We start from the raw sequence: 20564 nt of genomic DNA, 5'->3' as shown, positions 1-20564 counted from the left end.
GTGCCGCCTTCTAGTTGCCGGGGACGCGCACGATGGCGACCTGGTTCGCCGCCGCCGCCGAGGCGACCGCTGCCGCGTCGGCCTGGTCGACGAGGACGGTGATCGAGAGGTTGCCCGTGCTCACGGTGGCGTCGTCGTCCGCGTCGACCTTGCTCACGCGCGCGTCGTCGACGAGGGCGCCGCCGGAGGAGGAGGTGCCGCCCGAACCGCTGTTGCTGCCGGAGCTGTTCGAACCGGAGCCGGTGGAGCTGACGCGGTAGACGGAGACGACGTCGCCGGACTTGATGTCCGAGGGGTAGGTGCCCTCCTTGAGGGCGAGACCGACGGAGGCCTTGCCCGCGGGCAGGGTGGCCGTCTTGGCGAACATCTGGCCCATCACGACGGTGTCCTGGTAGATCGTGGACTTGGCCTTGAGGGTCTTCAGCGTGGCCAGCTGGTCCCACGTGACGTAGTTGATGCTGTCGTCGGCGGCGACCATCACCGAGGTCACGTTGTCACCGACGGACTCCCCGGCCTGGATCTCCTTCGTCACCTTGACGACCTCGACCCGGTTGCCGACCTGCAGCACGAGCATGGTGACACCCAGCGCACCGACCAGGATCAGCAGCACGGCGAGCGCGGCCAGTGCCGGTTTGCGCTCGCGAGGAGGGGTGGGAAGCCGGTCGCCGACCGACGGCTGAGCCGGAGCCGTGGAACGGCCTGCGCCCGCCCCCGTACGCTCTTGGATCTTCACGCAACCGCTCCCCGTACACCCAAGAAGATGTCTGTTATGTGCCTTCAAGTGCGGACACTTCACCCGCGTCGACCCGCACGGAAAGGTACGGGACGGGCCGGACGTACTCGCCCGGCCTGGGCGAATGGCCAGCACTGGGGGTGAGTGTCAAGCCATCGCACCGTATCAGCCGCACATAAGCCCCTCAAGGCGCCTCCGGCCCCACGGGCCGCAGGTCCCGGCCTGTTATCCATCTGCAACGTCGGCCCTGCTCAACCCGGCCGGGACGGACGCCACATGACACCCTCACCTGTGCGCCAGCGAATCGGTGCCTCCCCCAACGGCGCTTGCCGAGTGCCCGGTTCGTCACCTGTCGGCCATCATGCCTGCACGATTCACTCACGAAGCCGGGTGGGCGTCTCGCGTTCATGCCCTCGTGAGGGTGACGTCCGCGGGCGTCGGCGTCTCACCTCCCGGGGGGATCGCGCCGGGGGCTGGAGCTACCGGTACCAGTCCCCTCCCCCGCTCTCCAGCGCCCTGCGCACATAGCCGGCCAGGTCCGGGGCCACAGGTCTGCGTTCGTCCGTCTCGTGGTCCCAGATGTGGATGTCGGCCCGTTCAGAGGCCCACAGGAGCCCGAACTGGTCGCTCCCGCCGTTGTCACCGATGAACAGCAGCGAGTCGAACGGTCGGTAGAGCGAGCGGATTCCGGGGTCGGTGCGGAAGGTCTGGTTGTTCTCGAGGATGTGTTCAGCGGGCCAGACGAGGCCCTCACCGTACGGGCCCTCGATGCCGTCCGTCTGCAGGAGCAGTGCACTCAGATCAGGGGGCAGGGGGTGGCCGAGGGACTGCTCGACGTGGTGGAGGGCTGCGGGGTCCGCCGGAGGGCACGACAGTCCTGCTCCGGAGTCCTCGATCAGGCCACGCCACATATCGCCCGCTCCCCTCGCCGAGCCGCCGCGCCCTCACCCCAAGCCCCGGCAAACGCGCGCCCATCTCCCGCTCAAACAACGCCCATCCTTGCACCAGCAGCGGTCACACACCGTGAAGCGCTGCCTAAGATCGCGAACGCCCCACCACCGGACCGCCGGGAACGCGACGTGAGTGATCTGCGGCTCGAGGACACCGTCTTCGAGGACCTGAAACGAACCTTCTCGACGATTTCCGACCGTATGGACGGCGCCCGGCGGACGTTGCGCGGTACCGACGGGTCGGTCGTCGGAGCGCCCCGGCTCGTCGACGACGTGCACGACTTCGCCGACGACTGGGCCTACGGCATCAAACAGCTCGGCAAGCACACCCAGAACGCGGTCAAGATGATCAACAAGATCGGCGAGACCTTCGACAAGCTGGACCTGGAGCTCGCCGAGTCCATGAAAGCCGCCAAAGCCCCCAAGGGTTCCAAGGCCGCCGAGAAGGGGCGCTGAAGCACCGTATGGGACGCCCCTCCTTCCCCCACATAGGCTGGGACCCCACCCCCGGCGACGTCGAGCAGACCCGTGAGCTGGCCAAGCGGATCGGCGGCCTGGCGAGTGAACTCGGCACCGCCGTACGGGAACTGGAACGCATCGAGTGCGGCGCCTGGAAGGGCAAGACCGCCGTGGCGTTCAGCGAGCACATCTCCACCGACGTCACGCACCTGATCAGGAAGAGCTACGAGTCCTTCGACAAGGCCTCGCGCGCCCTGCACCGCTGGGCCGGACAGCTCGACGGTTTCCAGGACGAGGCGGACCGCCTGGAGAAGGAGGCCGGGGAGAAACTCGACGCGCAGGCGGACGCCAAGGAGGGGACCGAGGCGTACGGGAAGGCCTCCGGCGACGTGAACGGCGTCATCCAGAAGGTGCACGGCCTGGAGGAGCGGTACCGGCACGCCGCCGGACTCGTCGGCCGGGACCTCGACAAGGCCGCCGGCATCGCACCCGACGAGCCCGGCTTCTGGGACAAGCTCGGGCACGGCATCACCGACGCGTGGGACGCCACCGGCGAGTGGTTCAAGGACCACGCCGACCTCATCAAGACCATCGGCGACGTCCTGAGCCTGGCCAGCGGCGTCCTCGGCATGCTCGCCATCATCACCGCCCCCTTCGAACCCCTCGGCGCGATCTTCGCCGCCGGCGCGATGATCACCAGCGGCGCGGCCCTGCTGAGCCACGCCGTCGCCAAGGCGGCCGGCGCGGACGTCTCCTGGACCGAGATCGGCTTCGACGCCCTCGGCATCCTGCCGGGCGTGAAGGGCCTGACGGGCAGTGCCGAGCTGGCCAAGGGAGTCAGTGCGACCGCACGGGCCGCGGAGCTGGGCGAGGGGTACCGAGGCGTCACCAGCGTCGGCAAGTCGTTCGTGCTCTTCGGGCCGTTGAAGGCCGCGCCCGTGGTGAAACTGGGTGAGGGCGGCAGCCGCCTGACGCTGGCCGTGGAAAGCGGGCTGCAGAACGTCCGCAAGGGCCAGATCCTCGGCACCCAGGGCATCAACACCATCGCCTCGAAGCTGCCGTTCATCAAGGGCGAGGAGGCCATCGCCCCGATGAGCCGCGCGGGACGCGCACTGGACGCCTCGATCAAGGGCGGCCTCAACGCCCTGAAGCTGCACACCATCGCCACGCACGACTTCGGGGCCCACTCGTGACCGCCCTGACCGTGGCCGACGCCACCCTGCCCCCCATGGCCTTCCGTCTCCCGAAGGGCATGCACGCCATCGAGGTCTCCCTCGACCCGGAGGAACGCGCCGACGCGGCACGGCGCCTGGTCCGGGACCTCTATCCACAGGGCGAGGAGCCACTGTGGAACACCATGGGCTCCCTCTACGGCGCCATGGCGGACGAACTCCTCGCCGACGGCGTCGCGTTCTTCGGCATCGGGCTCTACGAGATCGAGGACGGCGGCGGTATCGCCCACTGCGCCCTCACCATCGCCGTCCACGAGCGCGGGGAGGCGGACCCCGACGTCGTCGCCGAGGGCACCCGGGCCGCCCTGCTGAGCGATCCCCTGCGCGAGGTGTCCTGGCTCGACCTGCCGTGCGGCCCGGCCGTCTGCGGCATCACCTTCCGCAAGCTCGTCGTGGACGGCGCGTACACGACCTCCGGCAGGGACGAGGACCTGATCATGGGGCAGATCCAGGTGCACATTCCGTTCCCGGCGGACCCCTGCACCGCTGTGATCACCCTCGACACGGCGTCCGTGGAGCAGTGGGAGGAGTTCTCGCACGCCCTCGCGGACATCATCGGGTCGGTGGAATTCCCGCAGAGAGAAGTGACGCACTGATGGACTGGTACCCCAGCGCGGACGAGGATCTGCTGCTCCGGACGTCGGCCCGGTTCGCCGCCGGTCTGGCGGCCCCGGTCGCCGGCTGCCGCTGGTTCCGCGACCCACAGCGCGGCGACATCCAGGGCGAACTCCCCAACTGGCCCCCCGGTCCGGTCCACACCCCGCGCGGCACGGGCGACCGGGCCGCGCGCCGCACCGGCCGAGCCCTGGCCTTCGGGATCCCGCTCATCGCCAACCTCGTCGCCAACCTCGGAGGCGCCGCGGGCAGCCCCTTCGGCAGTGTCCCCGCGACCGGCAAGCCCGAGGAACGCGAGAACGAGGTCGACGACTTCCCCGTCATGTGGGCCGCCCCCGGCACCCTCGCCCGCACCGCGCCCTGGCAACTCGACCCGGACCGCCGCCCCGAGGGCTACACCACCGACCTGGTCCTGACCAGCCGCCGCCTGCTGTTCCTGGGCACGCGCACGGGCTCGATCGCCAAGGCCGACGTCCTCGCGGAGTACCCACGGGACGCCGTCGCGGGCGCCCGGCGGATGCGCTTCAGCGAGGCCGGGGCGGACGTCCGACTGACCTTCGCCGACGACTCCTGGATCCGGCTGTTCACCGGCAACCCGGACAGTGCCGAGCGCCTGGCGGAACTCCTGGCAGGGGCCGCCGACACCATCGGGGAGGGCGACCTCACCCCCGGCCAGCGCGCCCGCGTCACCCGTTTCCTCGCCGACCTCCCGTCCGACGCCCTGCCCCCCACCTTCCGGCGCCTTGCGAGCGGCATCGTCCTGGCCGAGGCCCGTGTCCCGTCGAAGGCGGGCGAGGACCTCCACGAGACCCACGGCATCCTGATGAGCCCCTCCGGCGAACCGGCCAAGCCACAACCGGGCGACCTGTAGCACTCGCGAAGCCCCGAGTAGAGTGCGGCGCGGACAGCGATCGGACGCGCGGGGGGCTCACGGGTGAGAGCGGCCAGGACGAACAATGCCTGCACGGCACGAACATGGGCGTGGAGCACAGGCCGCGCCCGCGCGCTCCGGCTGCTCCTCGCCGTCTGTTCGCTGACGGTCGTCTTCGCAACCGCCACTCCCACCGCCTCGGCCGGGGCCCTGGAGGCCGCGGGCGCCGCGGACGCCGTGGACGTCCCCACCCAGGCCGCGTACCTCGCCGACCGTCTCCGTGAGAACCCGGTCTACGTCAGCGACCAGCTCCCCCGCGAGGTCCCGCGCTCCACCGCGCCCGACTTCGCCCGGCTCGCGAAGAAGACGGGCGTCCCGACCTACGTCCTGGTCCTGCCCATGCTGAGCAGCGCGGCCGGCAGGCAGCTGCTCGGCGCTGTGCACGACCGGCTCGGGCGTGACGGGCTGTACGTCCTGATCGAGGGGACGGACGTCGCGCAGGCCACGGCCTGGGGCGTGCGCGTACCCGCCGAGGCGGCCGCAACCGTCGCCCTCTACGAAGTGCCCTATGACGCGGGCCCGTTGCGCGCCTTCGAGTGTTTCGTCGAGGTCATCGCCCAGGACCACGCGAAGGCCACGGCGAGGGCGGAGGCGGCGCGCGAGAGGTTCCGGGAGGGTGACGAGCCCGCCGAGATGTACATCGGCCCGTCCGACCGCAACAACCAGTCGTTCCTCACGGGCATCCTGCTGACCGGCGTACCGCTGCTGATCGTGCTGACGGGCGCGTACGCGCGGCGCCGCCGTCGGCGTTCCGGGGCCGGGCGGCGGGTCCCCCGGTGGGTCGTGCCCGGCGCGGCCGGCCTCGCGGCCGCGGCGATCGCCCTGACCGCTCCCGTCGTCTTCGACCAGACCACCTCGAGCGCGGCACGGCCGCCGACTCCCGCCGACCTGTCCGCCCGGGTGGAGCGGGTCGCGGCCGGGCTGAAACAGGACCCCGTCTACGCCGACCCGGAAAGCCCACGAGTCCTCGACACCCGGCAGCGGGACCGGCTGCACGAGCGGATCCGCGACTTCCGGCGCTCCGACGGCGGCGGACCGGTGTACGTCCTGCTCGTGCCGCAGACGCCGGAGAGCGAGGCGGCCGGCGACGCGGAGCTGTTCGCCGCGGCGGTGCACGCCAAGGTGGGTCAGGACGGGGTGTTCATCGTCGCCGATCCGGACGACGGCACCATCGACGTCGTCAACCACGGGCTGCGCCTGGACTCCGACCGGCTGTCCTTCGGGCTGCCGGACTCTCTCACGTTCGGGGACAGCAGGGCGGACGAGGCCGACGACCACCTCCTCGGCGAGCGCCTCGACGCACTGATGACCCACCTCGACAAGACTCCGCGCACAGACCGTCCGCAAAGCGCGTATCCCCCGCCCGCCGCCCCGAGCGCGGCCCACGAGAACGACCTGCCACCCCTGTTCGCCACCGACTTCTGGCCCGGCCTGTTCGTGGGCGCCTTCGCGGCACTCCTGCTGTCCGCTGTGCTGGCCGGGCTGACGTGGGGTGTCGGCGGCCTGCTGCGGTGGCGCTCTCCCGCTCCCGAGCCGGCGAACCGTCTGTCGCTCACGGCCCCGACGGAGCCGTCGGCGCCCTACCTCCGCCGTACCGCTCATGCGGAACTCCGTGCATTGACAAGCGAGTTCGGCAAGCGGGAGGAGCACGGCCCCGCCTGGGACCACCTCGACGCGGCGATGCTCCTCCTCGACGGCGACCTCGACCGCGCCCGGCAGGCGGGCACCGACCCCGCGACCCTGGTCGCCGTCATCGTGCTCGCGCGAGCGGGCCGCGCCGCGCTCTCCGGCGACACGACGGACCTGTGCTGCGGCGTGAACCCCCTGCACGGCCCCGCCGCCCACCGCCACCACGTCCGTGTCTCGGCCGAGGGCAACGCCCGCCGCCTGCTGCCCGTCTGCGGGCCCTGCCGCGACACGGCCGTCGCCGAACCGGGCGGCATCCCGGCCCGGTTGCTGAAGCTGCCCGACCCGTCCCTCGGCAACACCCGCCTCCCCTACTACGACGCGACCGACGGCCCGCTGACCGCCGTACCCCAAGGAATCGCCCGGCTCGTCGACAAGGTGAGGGAGACCGCGGGTGTCCACTGAGATGAAGTGCGTGTTCACGGCTCTAGCGGCACTGCTGCTGGCGGCGCTGACCGCCACCGGCACCGCCACCGCCGCGGACGGCGACACCCCGAGCGCCGGGCAGCGCATCGCGAGCGCCCTGCGCACCTCGCCCGTCTACGTCGACGAGGCGTACGCCACCGCCGTCCCGCCGTCCCGGCAGCGGCAACTGGCGGACCGGATCCGCCGCACGGGCCTGCCCATCAAGGTCGTCCTCACGCCCCTCACCAAGGGCGACGCCTTCGACGGCGACTCCGAGGTGCTGGCGGGGATCGTCCATGACCGGTTCCCGAACCAGCGCGAACTCATCGTCATCACGACGGACGGCGACTTCTCCGACTCCCTGGAGGGCTACGAGTGGCCCTCTGACGCCCACCAGGCACGGGACGCCGTGTCCGCCGCAGGCTTCCTGGACGAGACGCGGGACGCCGGGCTGGCAGACCTGACCGCGAAGGCCGTGGACCTGGTGGCGGAGGGCGAGGGCAGGCAACGGTACGAGGAGGCGACGAGGGATCTGGACGCGGCCCGCGACGGATCGGCCCCTCCCGCGCAGCCCGGCCCCGGCTTCGCAGTCAGCGAATCCGACTCCGGAGTGACCGGCTGGTGGCTGCTGATCGCCGTACCGGCCCTGGCCCTGACCGTACTCGCGACCCGCGCCGCCCTGCTCCGTTCCCGGCGGCCCTCCCCGGCCGTCCCGCAGCTGGTGTTCGCGACGGCCCGCGCGGCCGACGAGGCACGGGTGAGGCGCCGGGCGGAGGCGGAGGTCCTGGCACTGGGCGAGGCGGCCCATGCCGCCGACGCCGCCACGACCCCCGGGCTCCAGCGTGCCCTCGACGCGTACGCCGCCGCCGGGAAGGTCCTCGACGAGGCCCCGGGCCTGCCGGACCTGGCGGGCGCCCTGGCGCTGGCACAGGAGGGCCGCGACGCCCTCGCCGGCTCCCCCGGCCTGCCGCTCTGCTTCTTCAACCCTCTGCACGGCCGCGCCGCCCTCCGCACCGGCTGGCGCCGGATCGGCCACCGGGACCGGCTCGACGTGGCGGTGTGCCAGGACTGTGCGGACGCTCTGCGGGACCACCGCGCCCCGGAGGTGCTCACCGACACGGCCCGGGACGGCCGCACCGTTCCCTACTTCGAGCTCCCCGCAGGGCGGAGCGTGTGGGCGGCCACGGGATACGGCTCGCTGATGCCACCGCTGGAGGGCCTGGACTCCCGTCGGCCGATGGCCGGCTGATCAGCCGGCCGGCCGCCCCTCCCGCAGGGCCGCGAACAGGGCGCGCGCCCGCCGGTCGTCCTTGTCATCGCTCCCCCACAACCTGCGCATGGGCCTCCCGAGCCGTCATGCCATGATCTTCGTTCGGATTAGCGACCAAGGAGCCCCCATTGAAGCGCGCCGCCCTGGCCGTCGTCTCCGTCCTGGCCCTGACCTCCGCCTTGACCGCCTGCTCGGGCGGCGAGAACAAGCCCTCCGCTTCGCCGTCGGCGCCCAGGGCCAAGCAGGTCACTCCGGCACAGCGGCTGGCGAAGGTGATCCTGACGAAGGACGACCTGCCCGGCTACAACGTGGACGAGCCGCAAGCCGAGTACGCCTTCGCCAAGTCCTCGGACGAGGTCACGGTCGACAAGTCCCGCTGCGCCCCGCTGGCCTACGCGATGAATCAACTCCCGCTCGGCGAACCGCAGGCCGACCTCACGCGCAGTGCCGGGTCGGGCTACGGCAAGGCGAGCACGTACGTCACTCTCGCCTCGTACGAATCGGCGGCCGAGACCGAGTCGGTGCTGGCCGGGTTGGCGAAGGCCGTACCGGAGTGCGCGGACGGGTTCACCGCGAAGGCGGGCAAGAACACCACGCCCTACGATTCGGTCACCGCCGAGAAGGGCACGACGACCGGTGCCGTCGCCTTCCGCTCCACGATGACGTTCCGGGGCGTCACCCACACCCTGCACACCGAAGCCATTCGCGAGGGTGACGTGCTCGCCGTCTACTTCTCGGTGAACGGCTTCGCCATCGCGGACAGCACGCGGCCCAGCGACGCCAAGATGTCCGCGAAGGTGGTGGGTGCGCAGAACGCCAAGCTCGCGAAGTGAGTCCGGATCCACCAGGGCAGACAACCCCGGTCGCACACGGCCCGGTTCTCACCGCCCTGGTGACTGCGCATCGCACACGGCCCGGGCCGCCCCGCTGATCAGCCGGGCGACCGCCCCTCCCGCAGGGCCGCGCACGGGGCGCGCGCCCGCCGGTCGTCCCACTTCACCGCGCTGCCCTTGCAGGTGCGCAGGTCCGGGTCGGCCACGGGCACGTTGAGCTGCCGCCCTCCGCCGCCGGTGGCCCTGCGCATGGCCTCGAACAGGCCCATGAGGTCCGGATAGGCGCTCTCCGTCTGACTGAGCTCCCGGACGATCCCCTGCGCCGGCTTGCGCGACCCCTTGTCGGCGGCGACGAGCACGTACCCGTACCCGGCGGCCCGCCGCGCGGCCTGCCACTCGCGCCCGCACAGGGTGTCGGGCGAGGTGGTCCAAAGCATCCGCAGCAGGTTCGTCCGCCGCCCGGTTGCCCCGGCGAGGGCGCTCTGGGTCATCTCGTGCCCGGCGCGGAAACGGGAGGCGGAGGACTCCCCGAGGACGGCCCCGGTGTAGGTATTGGACATGATCTCGTGCCCCTCGGCCCGGATGCGCCGGATCAACTCCGGGTGCCGGGCGGCCTGGGCACCGTGCCGGAAGAAGGTCGCCCGCGGGTTGTGCTGCCGCAGCAGGGCGAGCAGCCGGGGTGTCCAGACGGGGTCGGGCCTTCCGTCGAAGGTGAGCGCGACGGTCCGGGCGGGCATCGAACCGCTCTGTATCCCACCCCGATTGATTCCGATCACGGGCCCGCCCCGGGCAACGGCGTCGGGCACGGGAGCGGTACAGGGCGACCGCGTCTTGGCGGCGTCGCGTCACCGCCCCAGGGCTCCGGCCATCGTTCGACTCCCGCATCCTCCGCAGCCCGTCTTCTCCACGCGCTTCGGTCGAACACATTGGCCGAGACGGACGTCGTATGCGCGCTGGTGCTGCGGGAGTTAGGCATGGTGCGCGAGTGTAGTTTCGGAGGGTCGACCGTAGGGGTGAAATGGCGAGCTTCACGGTCCCACCCGACCCACAGCTGCTCCGCAGTGCCCGCAGTAGCGAATCGCGCTCCGCCAAGCGGTGCTGGATTCCGGACACGGAGGCTCTTGGCGCTGCCCCCCTTTTTTGAGCACGATCAGGACACGGCCCGCCCCCACGGGTGCCCTATATGAGTTGACTTGCCCCCATACAATCGGAAGTTCGCTCTGGTGAAACCGAAAACCTCACCGGTACCGTCAGGGCTCGTACTGCACATCTGTCTTTCACGGGGAGCCACTGTGAAGCGCCGCTCTTTGCCCGTTGCTGCCGCGCTGACGGCAACGGCAGCACTGCTGTTGACGGCCTGCGGTAGCGGGGACGACAAGTCCAGCGACAACGACAAGATCGCAGGCGTCGGCCAGGCAGCGGAGACGCCGAAGGAGTCGGGCTCCGGCTCGGCAGCACCGGAAGGGGACAAGCCGGACGGCGTGGATGTGTCCCTGCCTAGCGACATGGACCTGGTGTTCGACTGGGACAAGCCGAAGGACAAGAACGAGGCGGCTGCGATGGATGATGCCGCGAACTACCTCCGCGCCATTTATCGCGGTGTTGACAGGCGCACCACCAAGGACGCGGCCGTGACCGCCTACTCCACCGGCGACGGGCTTCACTACGCGCAGGTGCAGATCAATGAGTGGATCAAGGGCGGCTGGACCGCCACCGGGACGTTGCACCACTACGACGCCACCACTCGCTCCGCTCAGAACGGCAAGTCGGTGGAGGTGGGGTTCTGCGCGGACTCGGGTAAGTTCTTCGGCAGGGAAATCAAGACCAAGAAGATCCTCAAGACCAAGCCCAGCATTGAGGATTTCGACTACTTCAAAATTGTCATGGTCAAGTTCCCGACGGGCGAGAACCTGTGGCAGGCATCCAAGGTGTTCGTCGAAACGAAGGCAGCGAAGTGCCAGTGAGGGCCTCACGACGCACAATCCTAGGAACCGCAGCCCTCACTCTGGCCCTGAGCTCCCTCTACCTCACCGACTCCGCATACGCGGCAAAGCCTGTGGGATCCGGCAAGGGCGCCAACACGGAGCAGCAAGGCGGCGGCGACAAGACCGGCATCTACGCCGCCGCCCGCATCCAGTACTCCGGATCCGTAGCCAAGGGTGGCGGCACAGGCAACGTGACGTCCTCGGACGTCAACTGGAGTCCGCCTCCCTGCTGGTACGCCCCGTATCTCGGAGCCAAGGACTTCAAGAAGGAGATGTCCAAGCACATCGAGAGCCAGCTGAACGCACCCGGCATGGGCGGGACGGCGGGTTCCGCGATCGGTGAGACGCAGCGCCACTACGAGGACGGGTACGGCTGGTCCGGAAGTCCCGGCTACAAGGACTACAACGTCAAGAACGACGGCAAGGGGATGTTCTGGGCCGGCGTCGAGAACCCCGACGAGCCGGACGCCCTCAAGCGGTCCTCCTGCACCGACCTCCCCTTCTGGGTCGAGAACGGTGATGCTCCACCGCCCGAGCACGAAGAGGCCATCAAGCCGGAGATGCTGGCCGCCCTCGCCTACCAGCACATGGAGCTCCCCGACACCAAGGTCACCCTCGCCCCCGAGGCCAACACCAAGGTGAACCTGCCGACCTGGGCCTGGCTCGACAAGGCCGTCTTCGACGAGGTCCAGGCCACGGCTGCCCTCAACGTCCCTGGCTTCAACATCCAGGCCACCACCACCGCCAGGCCGGTGTCCCTCAAGCTGGAGCCCGGCACCAAGGACGCCGTGACGTACCCGGCCTCGGGTGAGTGCGCCATCAACGACGCCGACAAGTCCATCGGCGAGCCCTACGCCAAGGGCAAAGCCGACCAGACCCCGCCGTGCGGCATCAGGTACCTCCGCTCGTCCGGCGACGGCACGTACAAGCTCCGGGCCACCATCACCTGGGAGATCGACTGGACCGGCACAGGCGGCGCCGGCGGCGACATGCCCAACGGGACCTTCGGCAACGAACAGGCGGTCACCGTCCAGGAGATCCAGTCCGTCAACCGGTGAACCGACAGCAGCGAGCACACACACGGGGGGAGCGTCATCCATGAGCGACTCGGACCTTACGGTCGACTACGAGTTCCTCGCGGACTGCGAGCGCAAGCTCGGGCAGCTCAAGAAGACCTTCGAGGACATCGAGAACCGTCGCGACGACATGGACAAGCACTGGGGTTCCGGTGCGATAGCCGACGTGATGGAGGACTTCGTCGACAACTGGGACGACTACCGCACCCGGCTCGTCGAGTCGCTCGAATCAGTCGGCCAACTCGTGGCCGGCACCAAGAAGGCGTTCGTGAGCCTGGACGAGCAGTTGGCCAAGCAGAACAAGAAGAAGCAGAAGAAGTGACACCGACATCAAAGCGCCGTCCGGTCGACTGGCAGCCGCTCTGTGACTCCGACCCTGTACCCGGTGACCCGGAGGAGATCCGCGCCGAGGTCAAGCACATGATCTCGGTCGCCGAGAAACTCCGGAGTCAGGCCAAGAACCTCAAAGCGATCAGTGACGAGGACACCCTCAAGGGCAAGTACGTCAAACGCCTGCGCGAGGAGTCCGGCACGCTGGAGAAGCACATGCGGGAGGTGGCCGACCGGTACGAGCGTGTGCACGGCCATCTGACCAAGTGGTCGAACGAACTGGAGGACTTCCAGTCGGACGCCGACAAGGTCCTGCGCGAGGCGAAGGAGAAGCAGGGCGAGATCGAGGCGGACAAGAAGAAGGAGGCCGCCTCCGCCGACAAGGACACCCCCCGGCCCTCCGTCAGCGGAACCGACCACGACCCCCTCCAGTCGTACCGGAACCGGCTGAACGACATCACCGGGGACCGGGATACCCGCGCCAACCACCATGCCGGGAAGATCCGCGACGAGATCGAAGACGTCATCGAGGACTCGTGGTGGGACGACGTCAAGGGCTGGGTCCATGACAACGCCGACCTGATCAAGGCTTTCATCGATGTCCTCGGGTGGATCGCAACGATTGCGGGCTTTGTGGCGCTTGCCATACCCGGCTTGAACCTTCTCGTCCTCGGCATCGCCGCGCTCACGATCGGGCTCAGACTCCTGCTGGTGGCATCCGGGGACGCCACCTGGACGGATGTCATCTTCGACGTCGTGGGTGGGCTGCTCGTCGTGGGCGGCCTCGGGGCCGCCGCGAAGCTCGCCAGCGGCGCCAAGGCGACCGTCGGTGCCGCTCAGGCCGCCCGGACCGCTGGCCTGAGTCGAGGACTCAGGGGCGTCAAGGGAATCCTGGATGAAACCGGTCGGATGATGACGAAAATGCCGCAAGGAGCGGGGCGGCAGGCCATTGGGGCAGCTCGTAACGCAATGCGCAAGTCCATCTCCCAGAACGTCGGCCTGGTCGCCAAGAGCCCGCTGAGGGTCAGCCCGTTGTCGACGCTGGTGCACCTCGGTGACAAGGAGATGGCCGGCATGGCGAAGATGCTGCAGGCGAACAAAGCTGCCTTCCCGGAGGCTGCGGGGGCCGCCGCGGACAAGGCGTACAAGGCGTATCAGGCGGGCCTCGGCGTCGCCTGGACCGGCATGGCGATGGACGTCACGGACAAGGCGCTCGGCAAGAGCGACCTGACAAGCTTGACCGACGAGAAGTTCGGAACCGGCGAGAAGCCGTACAACGCGGCGTACTCGGACTGGAAGGACAACACCCTGAAGCCCGCCCCCGACACCCACTGGTGAGGAATGACCATGGACCTCTACTCGGCGCAACGCATTGCCGAGGCCGAAGCCGCCCGCACCGGAATCGGTACCGGGCCCAACCGGCGGCTCCGGCTGACCCTGTTCATCGGCATGCCGCTGTTCCTGCCGGTACTGGGCATTATGATCCTGGTGCCGAAGTCTTTGATGAACGACGTGCTCTACGTCTACGAGGCCGGGATCGTTGGCTGCCTCCTGCACTACGTCTGGGTGTTCGCGAAGTACCCACGGTACGCGGGGCGTCCGCCCTACCTCACCCGAGATCTGGCCATGGGCGGCGGCTTCTTCCTACCCTCGCTGTTCTTCGGCTTCTGGCCAGGCATGATCGCCGCCCCGGCGTGGGCGCTCTTTGTAGGCGTTGCCTATGCCGTGGAAGTCGCACGGGGGCGCAATGACCACCGTTGAACACCGTCGGACTCCGAACGGCTTCAATCTGGTGCCGCCGCCTGGCTGGGACGTTATTCCGCTGCACGCGGGCACTCAGGAGGCGATGGACCGCATCGTCCACAAGGCCGTCAGGCAGCTGCCCCCTGGATTTCCCAAGGACGACATTCCGAAAGCGCGGCTGAAGCTCACCCAGGAGATGAAGAAGGTCGTCCGGCGGGCCAAATCCAAAGGAGGAATGACTCTCTACCTCCCCACCGAACGCCTCCATGGCGTCGCCCTGCCCGTCTCGATCGTGGCCTCCGAGCCGATCGAGATTCCGCGGGTCAGGCCCGCCAGCGGCCCAGAAGCGGTCCTGGCCGCGCTCGCGTCCGAGACCCCCGGGGCCGAAGTGCGGCAGCTCGACGACACCGCGGCTCTGCGCTCGGAGCGAGATGTGGCCGCCGATGCGGCCCAGGGCGTCGAGGTCGCTCACCGCCGAGTCGAGTACTTGGTGCCGGTCCCAGACAGCACGCCCGACCGGTATCTCACCTTCTCCTTCAGCGCCCTGATCGCACCCGGTTCGGAGCCAGCCTTCTATGACACCCTCGTGGAGCTGTTCGACGCAGTCATGAGCACCTTCCGCTGGAGCTACTCCTGAGGTTCCCCCCACCAATGCCCACGCCCCAACGAAAGAGACCGCGCATGTCAGACGGCACACTCTGGAGCACGGACCTCGGCGCCCCGCTCTACATCGACACGGATGCCGACCCGTATCTCTGGGGCTATCTTCATCTCCAGATCGACAGACGGACCTTCAAGGAATGGCTAGACCAACACCTGATCGGCTTGGCCGCCATTCACAACATCGAGCTCACCCGGAAGCTCCGCCGCTTCCACAAGAGCTTCTACGAACATACGATCGTCACCCTGCGGGACAAGCTCCAAGCCGACGAGGCGTTCATCTACCACCCCGTTCCGCTCACCTACATGCCCTTGGTGATGCACGCCACCCGTATCCACTGCGAAGCCCCTGACGCGGCCTCTTGTGAGGGGTTCAGCGCGCCTACCGTGCCGCACCCGGACATCCCCGAGTGGCAGCAACGCACCGGCAGCGTTGCTTTCGCCTCTCCACATTTGGGCGAGGACGGAATCCGCGTCACCCGCTCCTACCCGGCGGACAGCACCATCATGATGACCTCGGTGACGTATCACTGGCACACCCCGCCCGGCATACCCGACGTGTGCCTCCGCGGACACCACGACGATCCGGAAGTGATCGCCGCGGCTATGGAGCCACTGGACGACTTCGCACGGACGCTCCGGCTTCCCGCGACGCCCCACTGACCCGCGCCCTCCGGGGCGGTTCAAGCGGTGAGGGCGACCGTCGAGCCGGGCCGCTCTGCGGAGGCCTTCACCTGCGTGCCGCCCGGCTCTTCCCCTTGCCCTTTTTCCGAAGCCTCCGCGCCCTCTCCCGCTCCCGAGCCGCCCGCTCCTCGGCTCGCGTTCTGTTCCAGCGATGCAGGAGCCAGCCTGCGGCACCGGCGCTGACGACGTAGGCGAGGAACGCGGTGGCGGTCCCGGGGATGTACACGCAACCAATCGACGCGCAGTTTCTGGCACGCAAGCCGCTCAGCAAGTAGAAAAGCGGCCCGAAGACCGCAGTGCAACACAGCGCCGTTCCCGCGGACCGCAGTCCACGCGCCAGGCCGGTCCCGCCCGGGACTCCGGGGGTGCAACGCAGCCCTCCGACCACCCCGAGCACGGTGATCACACCGAGGGCCGTACCCAGCGCCCACGAGCCTCCGGGCAGTCCTACGAGGGTAGGGAGGGTCTCGCGGGCGAACCGCTTCCACAGGCCCGTGAGCAGCAGGACCAGGCCCGTGCCGACCACCAGGCAGACGATCACCACGGCGATTCCCAAGCCGTCGCGCATTCCCCAGCGCCGGTCGGCACCCATCCCGTCAGCTTGCCTCTGCATCCGTGCCCCCACGAGTCACTCCACCCACCCAGCGCTACGCCTCACTCCACCCACCCAGCCCTACGCGTCACCCCACCCACCGAAGTGAGCCCGCGATGGCATCACACAAGCGCCCCATCGGACCTGCCATCCCGGTCAGCGGAGACGAGAAGGAGAGCGTCAGGTAACCGGCCCCGCCGGGCATCAAGACGTGGACGTTCAAGGTCGTGGCACCGAGAACGCGGACAGCCGGCCCCGCCGTCAGCTCCACCACCGACACCTGCCGCCGTCCCGCACCTTCGGGCTCCCGCAGTTCGAGCCACGCCGCGTACTTCTCCGGGTCGGCGGGGGTACCGCCCAGGGGCATCAAGGACACCAGGAGCGAGGCGGGGAGTCCGCCGTCGCGCGAGGTCGTCAGGAGGAAGAACTCCATGGCCCCGCGCGCCCGGCCGGCCTCCGCGGTGTTGCGCAGGGTGGTCCATACCTGTCGTTGGAGTTCAGCGGAGACGTGCCGCCCCTCCGACTGGCGGTCGACAAATGTCTTCAGCTGGGCGCGCCAGCGGTCCCGCATGAGGTCGACACGGAACCACTCGCGAGGAACCAGCAGCGTGTAGTCGCTGGGCGCTCCCACTCGCCGTGCGGAGACATCCGGTGCTGACTCCTTCACCCCGGCATCACCAGCGGGCCTCCGTCGTTGTCGAAGAGGCGGACGCTCTTGACGATGCCGGCGAACATGGCGGAGAAGACGTCCCACCCTTCGGCCGTCGGCGTGCCCATTTCCAGCAGGAGGACCGTGCCGTTGGTCAGGGGTATCTGGACCTGTATGAAAGACGTCCAGATCGGTTCGTCACGGCCCGACTGCGTCAGACTGCCGTCGATATGGGACGAGCGGCTGCCGACGCAGGTCACGGCCGGACCGCAGGGCAGCTGCACCTCTCCGATCTCTCCGAGTTCCAGGTGCCGCATCGTGGTCGCGATGAAGCCCACCGGATTGGCACCGGCTCGCTCGTCGAGGTCCAGGAGGCTGACGTTCACCGTGGCCGTGCAGCGGACGCCGTCGACCTCCGTGGTGACGAAGCCGGCGTACTGCACGCCCGCCTCGATGAACTCGTCGTAGTGCGCCGCGCACATCGCGGCGTACTGCACCTGCACCTCCTCGTCGGCACCGGGCAGAGCTTGCTTGGCCAACTCCACCAGTCGCTCGGCCAGCTCGTCCAGGTCGTCCGCCTCGAAGGGCAGCTCGAGGAAACCCTCCGGCATGATCCAGCGGACCTCAATGCCGCCGCCTCCCTCGAGGCTGCGCCGGGCTTCCTCAACGGTGTCCGTGGTCATCTGCGCCTTCGCTCTCGGACTTCTCGCGGTCGTCCACATCAGGACGGAATGTCGCCGCGAAGGGGTAGGGCCCGTAGTGCGGGTAGAAAGCCGGGATATCGGCTCCGCCCCTGCGAGCGATGTGTGCGATCTCCCGGTAGCTTTTCGCCCGCGCTCGCAGGTTCTGCCGGACCGGATCACCCCAGTGGGACCGGGCGCTTCGTACGAAGAAGAAGAGCTGCGTGACCAGGACGATCGCGGCGACCGTCAGATAGGCCGTGCGCGCGGCCGGGCTTTCCCAGTACAGCGCCACACCGCCCCAGTAGAGTGCCGCCCCGACGCCGACGAGTGCCAAGGGCATTCCATGCGCCAAGCCAGCCTTGAACATGTCCTGCTCGTCCTCGTGACGCCGACGCAGCAGCGACAGCACCGCCCGGTCGTCCAGGAAGTCGAACCGCAGCTCCCGTCGGGCCTCCTCCGCGGCCCGTTTCGCCTCGGGGACAGCGGCGATCACCGAACCACTGACCAAGGTGACGACATCGCCGCCCCGGCGGCCGATGAACTCCCACTGCCCGAGCCCTTGCTCGTCGTCCATGATGTCCAGCCTTTCTCGAAACAGGCCGTTGGTGGGCCTACGCCGCCAGGGCCGCGTTGAAGGACGTGGGCGAGACCCTCGGGGCGGGACCGGGCGAAGGGGAGGGCGAGGGCGAAGGAGTGGACTTGGCCGTCTCCGGCTCCTGGTACCCGGTCCTTTCACCGTTTTCACCGCTCAGCATCCTGTGCAGGGCGCTCCCGAGACCCGCACCCTTGATCAGGCCCGTGACCTTCCTGCCGTCCACGAGTTCCTTGCGCGCCACCTTGCCCAGGATCTTGTTGGTCACCGTGACACTGACACCGTTCAAGAAGGCGTGTCCGATTCCGTCCATCGCGGCCATGCCCCGGAACGACCCAATGGTCTTCAACGATCCGAATGCCTTGATCTTCGCCAGTCCCTTGAGGCCGGTCAGGGCCCTGAACCCCTTCAGCGCGCCCATTCCGGGCAGGATTCCCAGCGCATCGGCACCCAGCTTCAGCCAGTCGACCTTCCCCCCGCGCACGGACATGTCGTACGCGTGACCGGCAAGGGCGGCAGCGCTGGACAACACAGCGAGGGTGGCGAAAATCGGTGTCAGGAACTGCAGCGGCGGCACGAATGCGCAGATGACCGCTAGCACGGACAGCACTGCCGAGATGCTGGACAGCATGTCCGCCCAGTCGGCGAGGAAGTTCATGAATCCGCCCGGGTCCCGAACGTCGTCATGATGGACGACGTTCTTGATATGACGAGCGGCCTTGTCTCCCGCATCGTCATAGATGTCCCTGGCGTCCTTCACGTCCTTCCGCGCACCGCCGATGCGAAGCAACGCCTCGGAGCGTTTTTTGACCCAGCGGTCGTACTCGTCCTTCTCTGCCGCCGGAATGTTGTGCGTCGGGTACTTGTCTTCGTACTTCTGCACTTCACGATCCGCGAGGTCGTGATCGCTCTTGGCGTCGCGGTAGTCACTCAGCGCCTTGTCGGCTTTCCGCTGTGCTCGGCGCATCTCGCTCGCGAACTGGTCGGAGCTGCCTTCGCGCACGTCCTCGCCGATGGCTTTGGCTGCCTCGTCGTAACGCTCGAAGGACTTCTTCAGCTTGTCGGCCGTACCACCGGCCAACTCGTGAAACCCTTTACCGGCCTCGCTGTCCCAGCCCTCCACGGAAGCAAGCGCCTTGATGACCCGCGACTGTTCGTCGATCATGTCCGCCATCTTGCGCAACTTGCGCCCCAGCTCGGCCACTTCCTCCGGGTCGCCCGGCGTCGGGTCGTCGTGCCACAGAGGGGGCCAGTCGGAGTCTGTCCTGCTCACTTCTTCCCCTTGCTCTGCGCCTTGGCGTCCCGGATGGCCTGGGCGAGCTTCTGGTCGACCTCGTCGTACGCCTTGGCTGCGGTGGAGGTGTACTCGGCCAGCTGCTCGAGCTCCTTCATCAGCTTCTTCCGGGTCTTCTTCCAGGTGTCCCCGAAATCGGAGAAGGCGTCTTTCAGGCCTCCGTGCCCGACAGCCCGGCCGTACTCGTCCGCCGGGTTGCCGTGGCGCTCGAACTCACCATGAATCCTGGTGAGATCGCGTGAGCAGCGTTTGATGGCGGCAAGGTCCGCCTTGATGTGGTCCCCCATGGACACTTCTCTTTCTGGTTGTTCTCGGTGACCTCGGATGCGCGCGCACAATCCGGACGTTCGTCATCCCTCTTGGCGCCCTGCACCGGATACGCTCCCGGCACAGGAACCGTTCCGCGTGGGCGAGGAGAGTCGTGACGTGACATCCAGGGGCAAGCAGCGTGTGATAGCCGAGCGCCTCGGCATCCATTCCGAAGCAGGGGAATGGTGCACGATCGACAAGATCCCGCAGCCCCCCGCGGAGGTGCTTCAGGCCGCCGGTTCCCCTCGACTCCGACCTGGAAGGCTGCGCCCCATGGGCATGGTCGGCGCGGTGCTCGCCGTACCGTTCATGCCCTTTCTCATGGTGCTGACCCTTCTGTCCAACATGGAAGAAGCGTTCAAGCGGGCTCTCGCCACGAAGGGCGAGAAGGAGCGACTGCGAGCCGCGGACGAGGACGACAGACGCCGGGACGCCATCATCGCCGAACAGGGGCTCGACCGGGTCTTCGACGGCAACTGGCAGGGCAGCGCAGGGCAGTTCCTGCTGCGGTGGTACAGCCACTCCACTCACCATCAGCGCCTGGTGCTTGCCACCGAGGACGGGATCGTCCTGGCAGCCCCGCCGCAACGGGTCACCGTGGGAAGGGAGAAGGCCATGCGAATCGTCGCCCGACTCCCCGCCACCGAGGCCGTTCTCGTCGATCCGTTCTCCGGGGCGTACGAATCAAGGATGGTGCTGATCCGCTTCCGCGACGGATCCTGGTTGCGTGTGGACACGGAGGAACCCCGCAGCGACCTCCACACCTACCTGCTCCGGCAGCCTCTCCCCGACACCTGACGAACCCCGTCCGGTCGCGACCTGCCGGGTGCCGACAGCATCCCGCTCCCGGCAC

Annotated in this window: 24 protein-coding genes; 15 read left to right on the top strand and 9 right to left on the bottom strand. The window is 68.7% G+C overall.

Annotation, left to right across the window (positions count from 1 at the left end):
• Positions 1–10: 10 nt before the first annotated feature.
• On the bottom strand, positions 11–733 hold the full coding sequence (locus tag AB0B29_RS05155) for a hypothetical protein (protein ID WP_362234216.1): 723 nt from the start codon (positions 731–733) through the stop codon (positions 11–13).
• A 479-nt stretch (positions 734–1212) separates the two neighbouring features.
• The gene (locus AB0B29_RS05150; protein ID WP_362234213.1) at positions 1213–1644 is read right to left on the bottom strand and encodes an SMI1/KNR4 family protein; all 432 of its coding nucleotides are present in this window, start codon (positions 1642–1644) and stop codon (positions 1213–1215) included.
• A 168-nt stretch (positions 1645–1812) separates the two neighbouring features.
• On the opposite strand from AB0B29_RS05150, the gene AB0B29_RS05145 reads away from it, so the two are divergent.
• The 7 genes from AB0B29_RS05145 to AB0B29_RS05115 all read left to right on the top strand — a co-directional run bounded on the left by AB0B29_RS05145 (position 1813) and on the right by AB0B29_RS05115 (position 9114).
• Entirely contained in the window at positions 1813–2139 is a 327-nt protein-coding gene (locus tag AB0B29_RS05145) for a hypothetical protein (RefSeq protein ID WP_362234210.1), read from the top strand.
• A gap of 8 nt (positions 2140–2147) precedes the next feature.
• Positions 2148–3335: a putative T7SS-secreted protein gene (locus AB0B29_RS05140; RefSeq protein ID WP_362234207.1), complete on the top strand. Its 1188-nt coding sequence runs from the start codon at positions 2148–2150 to the stop codon at positions 3333–3335.
• Positions 3332–3970 (top strand): hypothetical protein, encoded by a 639-nt coding sequence (locus tag AB0B29_RS05135; RefSeq protein WP_362234205.1) that lies wholly within the window; start codon positions 3332–3334, stop codon positions 3968–3970. The genes AB0B29_RS05140 and AB0B29_RS05135 overlap by 4 nt, the downstream gene beginning before the upstream one ends.
• Positions 3970–4860 carry a hypothetical protein gene (locus AB0B29_RS05130; protein WP_362234203.1) on the top strand — a complete coding sequence of 297 codons (891 nt, stop codon included), beginning with the start codon at positions 3970–3972 and terminating at the stop codon, positions 4858–4860. Before AB0B29_RS05135 ends, AB0B29_RS05130 begins: the two co-directional genes overlap by 1 nt.
• A gap of 63 nt (positions 4861–4923) precedes the next feature.
• On the top strand, positions 4924–7011 hold the full coding sequence (locus tag AB0B29_RS05125) for a hypothetical protein (RefSeq protein WP_362234200.1): 2088 nt from the start codon (positions 4924–4926) through the stop codon (positions 7009–7011).
• The gene (locus AB0B29_RS05120) at positions 7001–8260 is read left to right on the top strand and encodes a hypothetical protein (RefSeq protein ID WP_362234198.1); all 1260 of its coding nucleotides are present in this window, start codon (positions 7001–7003) and stop codon (positions 8258–8260) included. The genes AB0B29_RS05125 and AB0B29_RS05120 overlap by 11 nt, the downstream gene beginning before the upstream one ends.
• A gap of 149 nt (positions 8261–8409) precedes the next feature.
• Positions 8410–9114, top strand: a complete 705-nt coding sequence (locus AB0B29_RS05115) for a hypothetical protein (RefSeq protein WP_362234196.1) — start codon at positions 8410–8412, stop codon at positions 9112–9114.
• A gap of 98 nt (positions 9115–9212) precedes the next feature.
• Here AB0B29_RS05115 and AB0B29_RS05110 read toward each other — a convergent pair whose 3' ends face one another.
• A complete protein-coding gene (locus AB0B29_RS05110; RefSeq protein ID WP_362234193.1) occupies positions 9213–9851 on the bottom strand; it encodes a polysaccharide deacetylase family protein in 639 nt (212 codons plus the stop codon).
• Between the two features lie 555 nt (positions 9852–10406).
• Here AB0B29_RS05110 and AB0B29_RS05105 point away from each other — a divergent pair.
• From AB0B29_RS05105 to AB0B29_RS05075, 7 genes are read left to right on the top strand one after another with little or no spacing between them, the layout of a single operon-like run.
• Positions 10407–11078: a hypothetical protein gene (locus tag AB0B29_RS05105; RefSeq protein ID WP_362234191.1), complete on the top strand. Its 672-nt coding sequence runs from the start codon at positions 10407–10409 to the stop codon at positions 11076–11078.
• A complete protein-coding gene (locus AB0B29_RS05100) occupies positions 11069–12157 on the top strand; it encodes a hypothetical protein (RefSeq protein ID WP_436845788.1) in 1089 nt (362 codons plus the stop codon). The genes AB0B29_RS05105 and AB0B29_RS05100 overlap by 10 nt, the downstream gene beginning before the upstream one ends.
• Before the next feature lie 40 nt (positions 12158–12197).
• On the top strand, positions 12198–12497 hold the full coding sequence (locus AB0B29_RS05095; RefSeq protein WP_362234186.1) for a hypothetical protein: 300 nt from the start codon (positions 12198–12200) through the stop codon (positions 12495–12497).
• The gene (locus AB0B29_RS05090) at positions 12494–13843 is read left to right on the top strand and encodes a hypothetical protein (RefSeq protein WP_362234184.1); all 1350 of its coding nucleotides are present in this window, start codon (positions 12494–12496) and stop codon (positions 13841–13843) included. Before AB0B29_RS05095 ends, AB0B29_RS05090 begins: the two co-directional genes overlap by 4 nt.
• Before the next feature lie 9 nt (positions 13844–13852).
• Positions 13853–14266 carry a hypothetical protein gene (locus AB0B29_RS05085; RefSeq protein WP_362234181.1) on the top strand — a complete coding sequence of 138 codons (414 nt, stop codon included), beginning with the start codon at positions 13853–13855 and terminating at the stop codon, positions 14264–14266.
• A complete protein-coding gene (locus tag AB0B29_RS05080) occupies positions 14253–14885 on the top strand; it encodes a hypothetical protein (RefSeq protein ID WP_362234178.1) in 633 nt (210 codons plus the stop codon). The genes AB0B29_RS05085 and AB0B29_RS05080 overlap by 14 nt, the downstream gene beginning before the upstream one ends.
• Before the next feature lie 44 nt (positions 14886–14929).
• Positions 14930–15571: a hypothetical protein gene (locus AB0B29_RS05075; RefSeq protein WP_362234175.1), complete on the top strand. Its 642-nt coding sequence runs from the start codon at positions 14930–14932 to the stop codon at positions 15569–15571.
• Between the two features lie 67 nt (positions 15572–15638).
• Here the strand turns inward: AB0B29_RS05075 and AB0B29_RS05070 are convergent, their stop codons facing one another.
• The 6 genes from AB0B29_RS05070 to AB0B29_RS05045 form a co-directional block, all read right to left on the bottom strand.
• Positions 15639–16184: a hypothetical protein gene (locus tag AB0B29_RS05070; protein ID WP_362234172.1), complete on the bottom strand. Its 546-nt coding sequence runs from the start codon at positions 16182–16184 to the stop codon at positions 15639–15641.
• 88 nt (positions 16185–16272) lie between these two features.
• Positions 16273–16815, bottom strand: coding sequence for a hypothetical protein (locus tag AB0B29_RS05065; protein ID WP_362234169.1), 543 nt, complete (start codon positions 16813–16815; stop codon positions 16273–16275).
• Between the two features lie 32 nt (positions 16816–16847).
• Positions 16848–17516, bottom strand: a complete 669-nt coding sequence (locus AB0B29_RS05060; protein ID WP_362234166.1) for a hypothetical protein — start codon at positions 17514–17516, stop codon at positions 16848–16850.
• Positions 17497–18090, bottom strand: a complete 594-nt coding sequence (locus tag AB0B29_RS05055) for a hypothetical protein (protein WP_362234163.1) — start codon at positions 18088–18090, stop codon at positions 17497–17499. The genes AB0B29_RS05060 and AB0B29_RS05055 overlap by 20 nt, the downstream gene beginning before the upstream one ends.
• A gap of 37 nt (positions 18091–18127) precedes the next feature.
• Positions 18128–19381, bottom strand: coding sequence for a putative T7SS-secreted protein (locus AB0B29_RS05050; protein WP_362234160.1), 1254 nt, complete (start codon positions 19379–19381; stop codon positions 18128–18130).
• The gene (locus AB0B29_RS05045; protein ID WP_362234158.1) at positions 19378–19689 is read right to left on the bottom strand and encodes a WXG100 family type VII secretion target; all 312 of its coding nucleotides are present in this window, start codon (positions 19687–19689) and stop codon (positions 19378–19380) included. The genes AB0B29_RS05050 and AB0B29_RS05045 overlap by 4 nt, the downstream gene beginning before the upstream one ends.
• Before the next feature lie 295 nt (positions 19690–19984).
• On the opposite strand from AB0B29_RS05045, the gene AB0B29_RS05040 reads away from it, so the two are divergent.
• Positions 19985–20509 (top strand): hypothetical protein, encoded by a 525-nt coding sequence (locus AB0B29_RS05040; protein WP_362234155.1) that lies wholly within the window; start codon positions 19985–19987, stop codon positions 20507–20509.
• Positions 20510–20564 lie beyond the last annotated feature (55 nt).

Origin of the sequence: Streptomyces tibetensis (genome assembly GCF_040647715.1) — a bacterium.
GTDB classification, from domain to species: Bacteria; Actinomycetota; Actinomycetes; order Streptomycetales; family Streptomycetaceae; genus Streptomyces; species Streptomyces tibetensis_A.
Note: the sequence above shows the minus strand (reverse complement) of the source record. Positions and strands in the feature narration are given on the sequence as shown.